We start from the raw sequence: 15,485 nt of genomic DNA on the forward strand, positions 1-15,485 counted from the left end.
AGTTTTACTTAGTTGCCTGGCAGATGCTTTCCTTCATAGTGCGCAGGTTTCAGCGGTAGGCGTAGACATGGTGCAATGCAATTTGAATGCAACCCGATGGTTCCAAGCTCGCAACGCTCTACATCGCAAAAGCGTTATTCTCTAAGGCCTTCACCGGTCAATGCCGGTCTTTATCAGAGAGTTGCATGGTCAAAATTTATCTGGATTCAGCGCGCGTTGATAGTTGGTCGCTGCCTGCGGGCTGTCCGCCGATGCGTGGTGTCACTACCAATCCCACGCTTGTTTTTCAAGCGGGTCTTCCTGTCAACCTGTCCACGTATTTGGGCTTGATTTCCGCGGCAGCGGATCACGGCATGGCCGAATTGATGTTGCAGTTGCCCCAGAGTAATCCTGCGCAGGCCCGAGAATGGCTCAAGACACTTCAACCTGCGGCCCACGCCCGGAATGTCGGGCTAACGATCAAGCTGCCTTGTGCGCCTGATTGGGAAGCCTGTATTGACGCGGTGAGGGCAGAGGAGCAAGGCATCCTGCTGACTGGCCTGTCCAACGCGGTTCAATTGCTCTGGGCCCAGAGCAAGGGCGTTCAATATGTAGCGCCCTACGTAGGCCGCCTGGCCAATGACGGACGTAACGTCTGGGCACTGATGGAGGCATGCGTTCGCGTGCAGGCCCACGGGCCCGCATTGCTGGCGGCCAGCATCAAGACGCCCGAAGTCCTGGCACAACTGGTGGCGGTGGGCGCCGCTGCTGTGACCTTGCCGCCCGCCAGTCTTGCAGCGTGGTGTACCGATGCACTGACCCAGACTGCAGTGCAGCAGTTTGATCACGATATCCAGGCGAGCTTGAAGATTCCCCAACGCTAAACGCGGCAGTCGGACTTGTGCGCATCGCGTGCAGGGTTAACGCAGTTTCGCGATACTCGCCACCCAGCCATCTTGCTGGGATGCCGGTAGCGCATTGATGTCTTACAGCGTTGTCTGGTTCAAACGCGACCTCCGAACACACGATCACGCGGCATTGCACCATGCCCTCCGGTCGGGGCCCGTGCTGTGCCTCTATTGCGTAGAACCCACGCTGTGGGCCCAAGCTGACGCGTCTACGCAGCACTACCACTTCACGCTGGAGTGTTTGCGGGATTTGTGGGTGCAGCTCAAACACAAAGGGCTGCGCCTGCATCTGGTCGTGGGTGACGCACCGGAGGTCTTGGCACGACTGCACGCAGAGGCGCCTTTTATGGCCATTTACTCCCATGAGGAAACCGGCAATGAGGCCAGCTATGCCCGGGATCGGGCGGTCTCCCGTTGGTGCAAAGCGCTGGGAGTGGTCTGGCATCAATACAAACAATTTGGCGTGGTGCGTGGAGTCGTCAACCGCGATGTGTGGCACCTGCAATGGACCGAGCACATGTCCGGGGCGCAGATCGGCATAGATGATTCTTTGCATGCGGTCAGCATTGCGTTGCCCTGGGACGCGTCCACGCCCCCGGTGGCAGCCAGTCTCGGCTTGGAAGAACCTGACAAGCCTTACCGTCAAGCCGGTGGCAGGGCGCGTGCAGAGCAGGTTTTGCAGAGTTTCTTGACGGATCGCAGCGCGCGCTATCGGGGGGGTATTTCGTCGCCCCTTTCTGCCAGCGAGGCCTGCTCACGCCTGTCGCCCTACCTGGCCTTGGGTTGCCTGAGTGTCCGTGAGGTGGTGCAAGCCGTGCAACAAGCGCAAAAGGCCTCGGGAGAAGGGCTTAAGCGCCATCAGGCGGGTTTGCGATCCTTCACCAGCCGCTTGCACTGGCATTGCCACTTCATCCAAAAGCTGGAATCCGAGCCTGATATCGAATTCCGGAACATGCACCGGGGTTATGACGGCCTTCGGGAGTCCGAGCACGACCCTGAGCGCCTCGAGGTGCTGATGGCAGGCCGTACAGGTTGGCCTTTGGTAGATGCGTGCATTGCCATGCTGCGTGAAACCGGCTGGGTCAACTTCCGCATGCGGGCCATGATTGTGTCCATTGCCGCCTATCCTTTGTGGCTGCACTGGCGACCTGTTGGTGAATGGCTCGCCAGAGAGTTTTTGGACTATGAGCCCGGCATCCACTGGAGCCAGTTGCAGATGCAGTCGGGCACGACGGGCATCAATATTCCGCGTATTTACAACCCCATCAAGCAAGCACGTGACCAGGACCCCGAGGGCCAATTCGTCAGGCGATGGTTGCCTGCCATGCGCAAAGTGCCGGACGCCTGGTTGTTCGAGCCCTGGCGCATGCCCTTGGACATGCAAAGCCGCCTAGGGCTGACAGTGGATGGTCCGGAGCCTGACATTCCGCAGCCTTTGGTGGATTTGGAGGCGGCGACCCGTGAGGCCAAAAAGCGCCTGTTTGAACTGCGTGCGCAGCCCAGTGTGAGGGCGGCAAAGGCGGGCATCGTGCACAAGCACGGATCGCGAACATTCCGATCCTCGCGCGGTGCTGACAAGAGGTCTCCGTCGGATCACTCCCAATTGGAACTGTTATGAAAATGCGGAAGAAATCTGACTTGCCCCGCAAGACATGCGTGGCGTGTGGCTTGCCCTTTCAATGGCGCAAGAAGTGGGAAAAAGTCTGGGACGAGGTCAAATACTGCTCAGACCGTTGCCGGCAACAAGGAACCAAAAAATCATGAGTCTTGTTAACGTTGGCGCACCGGTGATTTACTGGTTCCGGTCTGACATGCGCTTGCAAGACAACCCTGCCTGGACGCGTGCATGTGCCATGGGGCGTCCGGTAATAGCGGTTACTTTTGCTCCGGTCTTGTCTGCCCGGGAGGTTGCTTGGGGCATTCCGGGCCTCAGCCCTTCCCGCAAAGCATGGTGGGCTGCGACGGTGCAGGAGCTGCGGAGGGAGTTGGATGCGCTGGGCGTCTCGCTGCTCGTTCTCCGGGGTGGGGCCATGGAGGATTTGGTGCGTTTGTGTGAAACCAGTGGCGCCGTCGCGTTGGTGTGCGAAGAGATTGCGGCTCCCTATGAGGAAGCTCAATTGTCCTCATTGCGGGCGTCCGGCATGGTGGTCCACAGCGTCTGGCAAAGCACTTTGTTTAAGGCGGAAGATCTTCCTTTTTCCGTGACCAATCTGCCGGGCGTATTCACCCGTTTTCGCAACGAAGTCGAGCGGGCCAAGGTTCCATTCCGCACCCCGTTGCCGGCTCCCGTGAATGTGTCGGGCTATGACCTCACCTCGGATACGGTGACATTCGTTGAAGACTTTGCGGATGGGGAAGATGCCAGTAAATTTGTGGCTGATTCCCGCAGTGCATTTCAGTGGCGTTCTGGCTCTTTTGATGCCAACGACGAAGTTTTGCATCTTGATGAGGTGCGCGCGGGCAGTGCCGGTGGCCATGCGTATCTGCGAAGTTACCTGGAGTCCAGCCGGGTGGCGCAGTACAAGGCCACACGCAATGGTTTGACGGGCATGGCCTACTCCAGCAAATGGTCGCCGTGGTTGGCACTGGGGGCAGTGTCAGCCCCGGAAATGATGGCTGCCCTCAAAGCGCACGAGAGAAATCATGGCGCTACGGACGGCAGCTATTGGTTATGGTTTGAACTGCTGTGGCGGGACTATTTCCGGTGGTTGCATCTGCAATATGGTGTAGGCCTCTATCGCCCAAAGGGCTTGCTGGAGGCTCCCATGTCTGAGCGGGTGCCTCACCACCGGCGCTCATTCACCTTGTGGACAGAAGGGCGCACTGGTTGCGACTTGGTGGATGCGGGCATGCGTGAATTAGCTTGCAGCGGGTACTTATCAAACCGGATGCGGCAGGTGGTAGCCAGCTTCCTGATTTATGAACTGGGTTGCGATTGGCGCGCTGGCGCGGCGTGGTTCGAGTCGCAGTTGCTGGATTTTGATGTGTATTCCAACCAGGGGAACTGGCTGTACATCGCCGGTTTGGGCACTGACCCGCGTGGGGGGCGTCGCTTCAACATAGCCAAGCAAACGGCTGACCATGACCCCGATGGCGCCTACCGCGCTTTGTGGAGCACCGGGTCATGAATGCAGCACAGACTTCTGCCCGTACCGTTCGCCTGATTCTGGGGGATCAGCTCAATCCGCAACACAGCTGGTTTGCAACGGTTGATCCCCAGGTGGTGTACTTGATGATGGAAGTCCGCCAGGAGACGAACTATGTGCTTCACCACGCCCAAAAAGTCATCTCCATTTTTGCTGCCATGCGGGCCATGGCCACCGAGCTCAGGGCCGATGGCCATCGCGTGCACTACATCTCTATAGGCCAGCCGGAAAGTGAAAACGCGATGGTGGAAAACATCGCGAAGATAGTCCATTCATTGGCAGCAACGCATTTCGAATACCAGGAGCCAGACGAGTGGCGTTTGGACGCATTGCTACGTGAATACGCCGCCATGGCCGAAGCCTCCGGCACCCATGCCAGCCGCATGGTATCGAGCGAGCATTTCTTTACCGGACGGCTGGAGACGAGGCAGATGTTCAAACACGGTAAACGCTGGCTCATGGAAACCATGTACCGCCAGATGCGTGTACGCCACCGGGTGTTGCTGGATTCTGATGGCGAGCCTGAGGGCGGCCAGTGGAACTTCGATGCGGAAAATCGAAAAGCTTGGAAAGGCGATCCCGTTGAGCCGATCGATTTCAGGCCTAGCCATGACCACGGGGTACTTTGGAAAGAGATTCAGGCGGCGGGGGTGAAGACCTTTGGTCTTCCGGCGGCGAACGCTATCCGCTGGCCCGTGGACCGGGTTGAGGCACTGCAGCAACTGGATGGGTTCATCGCCCATGCGCTGCCGCATTTCGGTGACTACCAGGATGCCATGAGCCGGGAAGCCAAGAGGCTGTTTCACTCGATGCTGTCTTTTGCGCTGAACATCAAAATGCTGTCTCCGCGTGAAGTGGTAGCGCGTGTGGAGTCAGCCTGGCGATCCGGTGGGGTGCCTCTCCCTGCGGCCGAGGGGTTTATCAGGCAGATACTCGGTTGGCGCGAGTACGTACGCGGCGTGTACTGGGCGCAGATGCCGGGGTACGAATCCAACAATTTTCTGGAACACACTGCCGATTTGCCCGAGTGGTTCTGGACGGGCAAGACGCACATGGCGTGCATGTCAGCCGCCATCACCCAGTCCTTGGAAATGGCCCATGCACACCACATACAGCGGCTCATGGTCATCGGCAACTTTGCTTTGCTGGCCGGCTTGAATCCGACGGCCTTGCACGCATGGTATTTGGGCATTTATATCGATGCCTTTGAGTGGGTAGAGTTGCCCAACACCGTGGGCATGAGCCAGTTCGCTGATGCCGGTGGACTTGCCACCAAGCCTTACGTGTCCAGCGCCGCCTATATCGACCGCATGGGGGACTATTGCTCCGGGTGCCGGTACAACAAGAAACTCAAGACGGGAGCGGATGCTTGCCCGTTCAATTCGCTTTACTGGGAGTTTTACGAGAGACACACGCCCAAGCTCGGGCACAACGCCCGTATCGGGATGGCCTACCAACAGTTGAAGAAAATGGACCCGGTGACTAAAGAAGGCCTGATGGAAAAGGCCCGCGAACTCCGGGCAGACCTGAACCGCCTCTAGCCAGTCAGCGCTATTGGAGCTTGTCCATCCGGCTGTCCAGGGGGCTCACAAACGAGTTCAGCTCCCAGCCGGAAGCGAGCCGGCTTTCCTGAAATTCTCCGCTGGAGAGGGGAGTAAATCCGGAGCCAGCGCCCTCGGCGGATTTGCTCTGGCGCCTGCGGGTCACTGCGGCCTGCAAGTGTTCACGAACGTTCTGAAAACGGGTATCCAGTTGCTTGTCGTTGGCCACCATCGCTGCATGTTCACCGAGAAACGCCGTGCGGATTTGTGTCAGATGGGGGAGGTTGTCCGGGTCTACCACCCAGTACCGCACATTACATTGTTCCAGCAGGGTGTGTTTCAGCGTCTGGTTCCCTAGCGACAGGCCGCCCGGTCCCGGCACATCGACGCATCCGATGACTTTTCCGTCCAGCCCGCACACGGTAAATGTGCAATACACCCCGTTGAGCAGCTTGTACCAATGGGTAGCCTCCGTTTGTTCAGAGGGAATGGTGAACCGCGTTACAGGTAACTTGACCAGAACCTGCTGGTCAAACATGACCTTGGTCAGCCATAACCACACCTTTCGCTCCCGGCTGTTGACCATGGGGCGCACTTTCAGTGGCCAGACAGACGGGATGCGGCGCCGTTGCCTTTGCAGGTAACGGTTGCGCCAATAGGCGGCCGCAATGCCGGCTATCAACCCGCCCAAAAAATAAAAGAACATGAGTTCACCCTGAATGTGAGGCTTTCTGTGAAGCCTTTGATATCCGCAAAAGTTTATCCGTCTTTTGCAATCCCCGCTATGGATCCAAGAGGGGGATGAGTGGGTGGGCCAGACTATTGACGAGCTGGTTTGATTAGTTTTCGTAAATTCGCTCAACATCGGCCCGGTGCGACAGCAGCACGCTGACCAGCATGGGATCAAAATGGCTGCCGGCTCCCTGTCGCAAGTAGTCCAGGGCAGCACTGAGCTTCCAGGCGGGTTTGTAGCTGCTGGGGCTGACAAGGGAATCAAGTACGTCTGCGATCGCGGATATCCGCCCCACCAGGCTGATGGCTTCTCCTTTGAGCCCCGCGGGGTAGCCGCTGCCGTCCCAGCGCTCGTGGTGTTCACTGGCAATGAGGGCGCCAAGGGCATGCACCCGGGAGGCTGATCGCGAGAGCAGCAAGTGCCCTTGGCTGGAATGGGTGCGCATGACATCCCATTCTTCCGCCGTCAGCGGTCCGGGTTTGGTCAGTATCTGGTCGGGGATACAGGCTTTGCCCACGTCGTGCAAGGTGGCTGCTGTGCGGATCAATTCGGCCTCTGCTTCATTGCTGCCCGTGAGCTTTGCAAGCATTGCAGCAATGGCTCCGACCCTTTCCAGGTGCCGGGAGGATGCGCTGTCGCGGCGCTCGATCGCATTGCCCAGCACCGTAATGGTGTCCCGCTGGGTGTTTTCTGTTTCGTCCCGCAGGAGCAGGCTGTCATAGGTGATGGCGACATTGCGGGAGAACAGTTCCAGCAACTCGCGGGCCTGCGCGTTGATGGGCTCTGGAAACTCCATGTAAATCAGACTCTCGCTGCCGGCTTTGGTGCAGAAGTAACCAGCGTAAAAACGCTCGCCGTGGCGGCTGGCTTTGGCAGAGAGGGAGTCCAGGATGGCGGTTTGCACCGCTTCGGGCAGGTTGGCGACCTGGTCATCCACCATCAAACGGGAGTAGGCGTCGGTGACGGCCAGTACCTTGAGCTGTCCATGTGCCGCATTGGCGGTGTATGCCGAAACTCTGCTGGCACACAGGCCCTCACCGTTGAGCCCCAAGAGGGAATTCACTTGGGCCAGCACTGCAGAGGCAAAGCTGCGCAGGTTGTTGGAGTCACATACCTCGCAAATGGCTTCGATCGAGCGGATCAGGCCCTGGCGCGCATTTTCAATCCGCATCAGATCCCGGTAGGCCCGCAGGCCGGCATAAAAGACGGTGATCAGTTTGCGGCGAGTAAGATCAGTTTTTTCCTTGTAATCGTTGATGTCGTAATCACGGATGACTTGCTCTTCGGGGGCCTGCCCGGGTTGACCGGTGCGAAGCACGATGCGCACATTCAGGTTGCCCAAGTCTTCCCGGATGTACTTGGCCAGCTCCAGCCCGGCATGTTCAGACTCCATGACCACATCCAACAGGATGAGTGCGATGTCGTTGCGTTGGGCCAGCAAAGCCCGAGCTTCGGCAGCGCTGTAGCAGTGGGTGAATTGCAAACCGCGGCCGTCCATCTCAAAGTCCGACATCACCAGCTTGGTGACTTCATGAACGGCCGGCTCATCGTCCACCACCAAAACCTGCCATGGAGCGGCTGCCTTGGTTTGAACGTCTGCCTCTAGCTCGTCACTGAACACCAAATCGTCGGTCATGGCACAGATTCCGGTTGGAAGGGTAGGCTTCAAGTCTAGCGGAAGTCACTGCGATACTACGGTCATGCAGCTTCAGGAAATACTCTATACCCAAGGTTTCGGCACGCGCCGTGTGTGTGCCGGATTGATCCAGCAGGGCCTGGTTCAGGTTTATATGCCCAATGAGGGTCCAGCGCCCGTCACCATTGCGCAAGCAGCTACTGAATTTGTAGCGGAAGGCTTGCGTTTCAGGGTGCAGGGTGTGGACTGGCCCTACGCTGAGCGGGCCTACTTGATGCTCCATAAGCCTGCTGGCACTGAGTGTTCGCAAAAGCCTTCCACTTACCCCAGCATCTACACTCTTTTGCCCAGCCCTTTGCGCCTGCGGCCCCAGAAAGCGGCGGTGCAGGGCGTGCAAGCCGTGGGGCGGCTGGACCAGGACACCACTGGCATGCTGTTGCTCACCGATGACGGCAAATTTATCCACCGCATGAGCTCACCCAAGCACCATGTGCCCAAGGTGTACGAGGTGACGGTGAAGCACCCTCTGGATGACAAGCAGGTCAATAAACTTCTGAGCGGCGTGGTGCTGGACGATGACCCCAAACCGGTCCGTGCAGCAGCTTGCGAAGCGGTGAGCGAATTCCATCTGCGCCTGACCCTGACCGAGGGCAAATACCACCAGGTCAAGCGCATGCTGGCAGCCGTCAGCAACCGGGTAGAGGGCTTGCACCGCTCCCGCATTGGCGGCGTGTCGCTGCCTGCCGACCTGGCTCCAGGCCAATGGCGCTGGCTGAGTGCAGAGGAAATTGCCGCCGTGCAATCCAAGGAGTGAACCCATGAATGCCGTTCTGGATGCCTTCTGGCGATCGCTGGTGTACTGCCTGCACCCCAAGGTCATGCTGTGGTCGCTGTTGCCCCTGGTGCTGATGGTGGGCGTGACTGCAGGCTTGGGCTATTTTTACCTGGACGGACTGCTCGCTTGGGTGACCCAGTTGCTCGAATCCATGGACTGGCTGCAAATGATGTGGAGCTGGCTGGAGTCGGTGGGGGCCGGAAAACTCAAAACCGTACTGGTTCCCCTGATCGTGATCCTTATGCTCACCCCGCTCGTGCTGGTGGGCTGTCTGTTCGTGGTGGCCACGCTGATGGCACCCATGATCGTGCAATTGGTCGCAAAGCGCCGCTTTCCCACCTTGGAAAAGGCGGCCGGGGCCTCCTATTTCGCCAGTGTGGGTTGGGCTGCCATGTCTACCATCGCTGCCTTGCTTGCGCTGGTGCTGTCCATGCCGCTCTGGCTTGTCCCACCCCTGGTGCTGATTTTGCCGCCGCTGATCTGGGGCTGGTTGACCTACCGCGTGATGGCGTTTGACGCCTTGGCAGACCATGCCAGCGCTGAGGAGCGCCGTGAGATTTTCAAGCGCCACCGCTGGTGGCTATTAGGTATGGGCGTGGTCACCGGGTATATGGGGGCTGCGCCCAGTCTGGTGTGGTCTCTGGGCTTCATGGCAGTGGCGCTGGCGCCGTTTCTGGTCCCTCTGTCCATCTGGTTGTACACCCTCATTTTTGCTTTCTCGTCACTCTGGTTCTCCCACTATGGACTGAGTGCGTTGCAGAACCTGCGGGCCCAGCGCTCGCCTGACACCGCCACGACCCAAATGCCCTTGGTGGTGGACACCGTGGATATGGAGCTTTTATGAAATTCGGCGTCATCATCATCGGGGACGAGATCCTCTCCGGCAAGCGGGCCGACAAGCATTTGTCCAAAGCCATTGAACTGCTGGGCGCGCGTGGCTTGCCTCTGGCCTATGCGCACTACGTGGGGGATGACCCCGAGCGCATCACAGCGACATTGGCCGCGGCATTCGCCTCCGGCGACACCGTGTTCTCTTTTGGTGGAATCGGCGCGACGCCGGATGACCACACCCGCCAATGTGCAGCCAAGGCACTCGGCAAAAGTCTGGCGCTCAGCGAAACAGCACGAGCACTCATCGTGGAACGCATGCAGGACGTGGCCCGTGAGCAAGGCGCGGCTTTCGAACCTGACCAGCCGGACAATGTGCACCGCTTGCAGATGGGCATGTTTCCTGCCGGGTCAGCCATCATTCCCAACCCGTACAACAAAATTCCCGGATTCAGCCATCCGGGCACGGGGCAGGGGGCTGTCCACTTTGTGCCGGGCTTTCCGGTCATGGCTTGGCCCATGGTCGAGTGGGTGCTCGATACCCATTGCAGTGCATGGTTTCAAACCGATGCCTGGCGCGAGCAGTCGGTCATCGTGTTCGGCGCCATGGAGTCTTTGCTGACCCCGCTCATGGAGCAGTTGGAGCAGCAGCACCCGGTGAAGGTGTTCAGCCTGCCCAGCGTGGACCATCCCCAATACGGCAAGCATATTGAGCTGGGAGTGAAAGGTCGCCCGCAGGATCTGCCCGCCGCCTATGCGCAGATGCTGGAGGGCCTGCGAAAACTGGAAATGCCATTGGGCCCCGAATTGGTGCGCTAATCAATATGCATTATTTTGGTGCGTATTTTGAGGTGCACGTTTTTGGTGCGTGAAAGTTGCCAATATGGGCTGCAGGCAGTTTCTTTGTTCTGGCAGGGGTGCAAAAGCAGGTTTTAAGGATGCAAAATAGAGCGGTTTGTCGAATTTGCTTTGGTGCGTGCTTTGGCACAAAAGCTGCATTAACAGCAGGGCAAATCTTTTTACAACCGTGCAACAGGAGTATTTGATGGCCAAGACCGTCGCAGATGTGATGAAGATGGTGAAAGAGAACGAAGTCAAATTTGTTGACTTCCGTTTCACCGATACCCGTGGTAAGCAGCAGCACACCACTGTGCCTGTTTCGCATTTTGACGAAGACAAGTTCACCTCCGGCCACGCATTCGACGGCTCCTCCATCGCCGGCTGGAAGGGTATCGAAGCTTCCGACATGTTGTTGATGCCCGATCCAGGCACAGCCAACATCGATCCTTTCTTTGAAGAAACTACCCTGATCATGAACTGCGACGTGGTGGAACCTGCCGACGGCAAGTCCTACGACCGCGATCCACGTTCCATCGCCAAGCGCGCAGAAGCCTACTTGAAGGCTTCCGGCATGGGTGACACCGCTTACTTCGGTCCCGAGCCAGAATTCTTCTTGTTCGACGGCGTGCGTTGGTCTACCGATGCCAACAACACCTTCTACGAAATCGAAGAGTACGAAGCTCCCTGGAACACCGGTTCCAAGCTCGAAGGCGGCAACCGCGGTCACCGTCCCACCGTCAAGGGTGGCTACTTCCCCGTTCCTCCCGTTGACAGCACGCAAGACATGCGCGCTGAGATGTCCCTGATCCTCGAATCCCTGGGCATCCCGGTTGAAGTGTTCCACCACGAAGTGGCGGGCGCTGGCCAGAACGAAATCGGCACCAAGTTCTCCACTCTGGTTGAGCGCGCTGACTGGACCATGTTGCAAAAGTACGTGGTGCACAACGTGGCCAATGCTTACGGCAAGACAGCTACTTTCATGCCCAAGCCTTACCACGGTGACAACGGTTCCGGCATGCACGTGCACCAGTCCGTGTGGAAAGACGGCAAGAACCTGTTCGCCGGCGACGGCTATGCCGGTCTGTCTGACTTCGCGCTGTACTACATCGGCGGCATCATCAAGCACGCACGTGCCCTGAACGCCATCACCAACCCCGGTACCAACAGCTACAAGCGCCTGGTTCCTCACTTCGAAGCTCCGGTCAAGCTGGCTTACTCTGCCAAGAACCGTTCTGCTTCCATCCGTATTCCTTTCGTGGCGAACCCCAAGGGCCGTCGTGTGGAAGCACGTTTCCCCGATCCATTGATGAACCCTTACCTCGGCTTCGCAGCCTTGTTGATGGCGGGTCTGGACGGCGTGGAAAACAAGATCCATCCCGGCGAAGCAGCCACCAAGGACCTCTACCATCTGCCTCCCGAGGAAGATGCAAAGGTGCCTACCGTGTGCCACAGCCTGGATCAGGCCTTGGAAGCTCTGGACAAGGACCGCGCGTTCCTGACCAAGGGTGGCGTGTTCACCGACTCCATGATCGATGCCTACATCGACCTGAAGATGCAAGAAGTGACCCGCTACCGCATGTCTGTGCACCCTGTCGAATACGACATGTACTTCAGCCTGTAATCCCGGCGCTGCAAAGCACTGAGACAAGCAAAAAAGGACGGCGCGAGCCGTCCTTTTTTCATGGAACACTTGCTCACAGATGGCCTCCCTCAAGTCGGGGATACTTGGGCGTTTTGTTCTTGGGCACTTTTTGGCGCATACTGAATCCCAGCGCTCATGAAAAAATAGCGCGCACACCGACACAGCATGAAACCCACACTCCTGATTCTTTTGCTCACTGCAGGCGCCATCTCGGGCGTAGCAGCGCAGGAGCGCATCTACCGCTGCGGCAACGAATACACCAACACCGTCACCGAAGCCCAGGCCAAGACCTGCAAGCTCATCTCCGGTGGCAATGTGACAGTCGTCCAGGGTCAAAGGCCTGCGGGTGGCGCCAGCGGCGGTTCCGGGGGAGTGAAAGTGGCGTCTGCCCCGAGCTCTGCGCCGCGGATTGACAGTGCCGATCAGCGGGCCAAAGACTCGGATGCACGCTTGATCCTCGAGGCTGAGCTCAAGAAATCCGAGGCCCGCCAGATCGAGCTGCAAAAGGAATACAACAACGGTGAGCCCGAAAAGCTCGGCCCCGAGGCACGCAACCACCAGAAATATCTGGATCGTGTGGCAGAACTCAAAGCTGCCATCGCGCGCAATGAGAGTGACATCGCCGGTATCCGTCGTGAACTCGGCCGCTTGCCGGCGGCGACTGCCAAGCAGTAAGTCCGTCTGCGCGAGACTCCGGGCCGTTATGCTGACGGCAAATCATTCATTTCATCCACCGGACAAGCCCCATGGAGCGCTTCCATTCTTTTGACCTGCTGGCCACGCTGGTGGCAGTAGTCACGGCCGATGCTTCGGTGCAGTTCTCGAACGCAGCCCTGGAGGATGCCTTGGGCATCTCACGCCGGACCATCATCGGCTCAAACTTTGCCGAGGTGTTTACTGAACCGGCGCAGTTGCACAGTGCCCTGGAGGGCGCGCTCGACAACGCGTTCGCGGCTTTGCGTTACGACGCTTTGCTCAAGCGCAACGGGCTCGATGCCATGCCCGTGCACGTGATCGTGACGCGTACGGAACTCTCCAATGACATCATTGTGGAAATGGTGCCCCAGGAGCAGCAGACCCGCCAGGACCGCGAGGAGCGCCTCGCGGAACAGGCCCAGACCAACAAAGAGCTGATCCGCAACCTCGCCCATGAAATCAAAAACCCTTTGGGTGGCATTCGTGGCGCGGCGCAACTGCTCGAGATGGAGATGGAGTCTCCTGAGCTCACCGAGTACACGCAGGTCATCATCCATGAGGCGGATCGCCTGCAGAGCCTGGTAGACCGCCTGCTGGCGCCGCACCGCCGGCCTCACTTGGTAGGCGATGTGAATATCCACGAGGTGTGTGAGCGCGTGCGCTCCCTGATCCTTGCCGAGTTCCCCAAAGGCTTGCGCGTGGTGCGGGACTACGACACCTCCATCCCCGAGTTCCGGGGTGACCGCGAGCAGCTCATTCAAACCGTGCTGAACATTGCCCACAACGCCTGCCAGGCCCTGGCCGAGCGCATTGCTGCGGGTGACGGTTGTGTGACATTCAAGACCCGCGTGACGCGCCAGATTACCTTCGGCAAACAGCGTTACCGGTTGGCATTGGAATTGCATGTCATCGACAACGGACCTGGCGTGCCAGATTCGATCAGAGACCGCATTTTTTACCCGCTGGTGTCGGGCAGGGATGGCGGATCCGGACTGGGGCTCACACTGGCGCAAACCTTTGTTCAGCAACACCACGGGCTGATCGAGGTGGACAGCGTGCCAGGCCGTACGGACTTCAAGATCTTGATTCCGTTACCGTAACAGACAGACAAAGAAACTAGGGTGCCGACAACATGAAGCCGATTTGGATCGTAGATGATGACCAGTCCATCCGCTTCGTGCTGGAGAAGGCACTGCTGCGTGAGCACCTGCCCACACGCAGTTTTTCCAATCCACGCGATGTACTGACTGCGCTGAGCACCGCAGCAGACGATGAGGGCCCGCAAATCCTGGTGAGCGACATCCGCATGCCCGGGGGCTCCGGTCTGGACTTGCTCGAAAAAGTCAAGGCCAAACACCCCGGCCTGCCCGTCATCATCATGACGGCCTTCTCGGACCTCGACAGCGCGGTCAGCGCCTTCCAGGGCGGCGCTTTTGAATACCTGCCCAAGCCCTTCGACCTGCCCAAAGCAGTGGAGCTCATCCGCCGTGCGGTGGAAGAGAGCCAGCGCGAGGAAGTAGCTGAAGAGCGCATGGCCGAGTCCCCTGAAATGCTGGGTCAGGCGCCCGCCATGCAGGACGTGTTCCGTGCCATCGGCCGCTTGAGCCAGAGCAACGTCACGGTGATGATCACCGGTGAATCCGGCTCCGGCAAGGAGCTGGTGGCCCGTGCGCTGCACAAGCATTCCCCGCGCGCCGATGGCCCGTTTGTGGCTATCAACACTGCAGCCATTCCCAAAGACCTGTTGGAGAGCGAACTCTTCGGCCATGAACGCGGTGCCTTCACCGGCGCGCAAACCATGCGCCGTGGCCGCTTTGAGCAGGCCGATGGCGGTACGCTGTTTCTGGACGAGATCGGCGACATGCCGTTCGAGCTGCAGACCCGTTTGCTGCGCGTCTTGAGCGACGGTCACTTCTACCGCGTGGGCGGGCACAGTGCCGTCAAATCGAACGTGCGTGTCATCGCTGCCACACACCAGAACCTGGAGCAGCGCGTCAAGGACGGCGTGTTCCGGGAAGACTTGTTCCACCGCCTGAATGTGATCCGCCTGCGCCTGCCGGCCCTGCGCGAGCGCAAGGAAGACGTGGCCATGTTGACCCGCCACTTCTTGCAGCAAAGCGCCAAGCAACTGGGTGTGGAGCCCAAGCGCATTTCGGATTCGGCACTGACCTGGCTGGAGGGCTTCAGCTTCCCCGGCAACGTGCGCCAGCTGGAAAACATCTGCCACTGGCTGACCGTGATGGCGCCAGCGCAGGTGATTGAGCGCAAGGACCTGCCGCCTGAGGTGAGCCTGGGCCGTGCGGAAACCGGCGAGCCTTTGGTGGCCAAGCCCGTGCTCACCGCAGCCCCGGAAGCGCAGCTCAAAGATGTGCCGCTGGATGCGCATGCCCATGCACCCGTGAGCCATGAGTCGGAAGACCTGTCGCATGTGTTGGCACGCGCGGCAGCGGCCCATGGACCGCTGGAAGGCTGGGAGGCCGAGTTGGAGACCGAAGCGGTGGCCTTGCTCGGCTCCGGTCAGCCCGAGGTGTGGGACACCTTGACCCGCCGCTTTGAGTCGCGCCTGATTCTGGCGGCCTTGGCCAATACCAAGGGCCGCCGCATTGAAGCCGCGCAAAAGCTGGGTATCGGCCGCAACACCATCACCCGCAAGATCCAGGAGCTGGGCTTGGAGTGAGTTTGAAGCAAAAAGAGCCGCTAG

The 15,485-nt window shown here is 59.0% G+C and carries 14 protein-coding genes; 12 read left to right on the forward strand and 2 right to left on the reverse strand.

The annotated features are described in order from the left end of the window. The first annotated feature begins 185 nt into the window (after window positions 1–185). From RAN89_RS09520 to RAN89_RS09540, 5 genes are all read left to right on the forward strand, one after another. Entirely contained in the window at window positions 186–863 is a 678-nt protein-coding gene (locus RAN89_RS09520; protein ID WP_346432725.1) for a transaldolase family protein, read from the forward strand. Window positions 864–960: 97 nt separating this feature from the next. Next, a complete protein-coding gene (locus RAN89_RS09525; RefSeq protein ID WP_313866108.1) occupies window positions 961–2,505 on the forward strand; it encodes an FAD-binding domain-containing protein in 1,545 nt (514 codons plus the stop codon). Between the two features lie 2 nt (window positions 2,506–2,507). Then, a complete protein-coding gene (locus tag RAN89_RS09530; protein ID WP_428984504.1) occupies window positions 2,508–2,651 on the forward strand; it encodes a DUF2256 domain-containing protein in 144 nt (47 codons plus the stop codon). Beyond that, the gene (locus tag RAN89_RS09535) at window positions 2,648–4,015 is read left to right on the forward strand and encodes a DASH family cryptochrome (protein ID WP_313866110.1); all 1,368 of its coding nucleotides are present in this window, start codon (window positions 2,648–2,650) and stop codon (window positions 4,013–4,015) included. The genes RAN89_RS09530 and RAN89_RS09535 overlap by 4 nt, the downstream gene beginning before the upstream one ends. After that, window positions 4,012–5,574, forward strand: a complete 1,563-nt coding sequence (locus RAN89_RS09540) for a cryptochrome/photolyase family protein (protein WP_313866111.1) — start codon at window positions 4,012–4,014, stop codon at window positions 5,572–5,574. Before RAN89_RS09535 ends, RAN89_RS09540 begins: the two co-directional genes overlap by 4 nt. A 10-nt stretch (window positions 5,575–5,584) precedes the next feature. Here the strand turns inward: RAN89_RS09540 and RAN89_RS09545 are convergent, their stop codons facing one another. Then, window positions 5,585–6,280, reverse strand: a complete 696-nt coding sequence (locus RAN89_RS09545) for a hypothetical protein (RefSeq protein WP_313866112.1) — start codon at window positions 6,278–6,280, stop codon at window positions 5,585–5,587. A gap of 133 nt (window positions 6,281–6,413) precedes the next feature. Then, window positions 6,414–7,943: an HD domain-containing phosphohydrolase gene (locus tag RAN89_RS09550; RefSeq protein WP_313866113.1), complete on the reverse strand. Its 1,530-nt coding sequence runs from the start codon at window positions 7,941–7,943 to the stop codon at window positions 6,414–6,416. A 64-nt stretch (window positions 7,944–8,007) separates the two neighbouring features. Between RAN89_RS09550 and RAN89_RS09555 the strand changes: the two genes are divergently transcribed. From RAN89_RS09555 to ntrC, 7 genes are all read left to right on the forward strand, one after another. Then, complete coding sequence (locus RAN89_RS09555; protein ID WP_313866114.1) at window positions 8,008–8,757, forward strand: 16S rRNA pseudouridine(516) synthase; 750 nt, start codon at window positions 8,008–8,010, stop codon at window positions 8,755–8,757. A gap of 4 nt (window positions 8,758–8,761) precedes the next feature. Next, entirely contained in the window at window positions 8,762–9,622 is an 861-nt protein-coding gene (locus tag RAN89_RS09560) for an EI24 domain-containing protein (protein WP_313866115.1), read from the forward strand. Beyond that, window positions 9,619–10,425: a competence/damage-inducible protein A gene (locus tag RAN89_RS09565; protein WP_313866116.1), complete on the forward strand. Its 807-nt coding sequence runs from the start codon at window positions 9,619–9,621 to the stop codon at window positions 10,423–10,425. The genes RAN89_RS09560 and RAN89_RS09565 overlap by 4 nt, the downstream gene beginning before the upstream one ends. A 226-nt stretch (window positions 10,426–10,651) precedes the next feature. Further along, window positions 10,652–12,067: a type I glutamate--ammonia ligase gene (glnA, locus tag RAN89_RS09570; protein WP_313866117.1), complete on the forward strand. Its 1,416-nt coding sequence runs from the start codon at window positions 10,652–10,654 to the stop codon at window positions 12,065–12,067. 186 nt (window positions 12,068–12,253) lie between these two features. Beyond that, window positions 12,254–12,763 (forward strand): hypothetical protein, encoded by a 510-nt coding sequence (locus RAN89_RS09575; RefSeq protein WP_313866118.1) that lies wholly within the window; start codon window positions 12,254–12,256, stop codon window positions 12,761–12,763. Window positions 12,764–12,834: 71 nt separating this feature from the next. After that, window positions 12,835–13,884, forward strand: a complete 1,050-nt coding sequence (glnL, locus tag RAN89_RS09580) for a nitrogen regulation protein NR(II) (RefSeq protein ID WP_087496988.1) — start codon at window positions 12,835–12,837, stop codon at window positions 13,882–13,884. 32 nt (window positions 13,885–13,916) lie between these two features. Next, the gene (ntrC, locus tag RAN89_RS09585) at window positions 13,917–15,461 is read left to right on the forward strand and encodes a nitrogen regulation protein NR(I) (RefSeq protein WP_313866119.1); all 1,545 of its coding nucleotides are present in this window, start codon (window positions 13,917–13,919) and stop codon (window positions 15,459–15,461) included. Window positions 15,462–15,485 lie beyond the last annotated feature (24 nt).

The organism is Rhodoferax mekongensis, assembly GCF_032191775.1.
Classification (GTDB): Bacteria; Pseudomonadota; Gammaproteobacteria; order Burkholderiales; family Burkholderiaceae_C; genus Allorhodoferax; species Allorhodoferax mekongensis.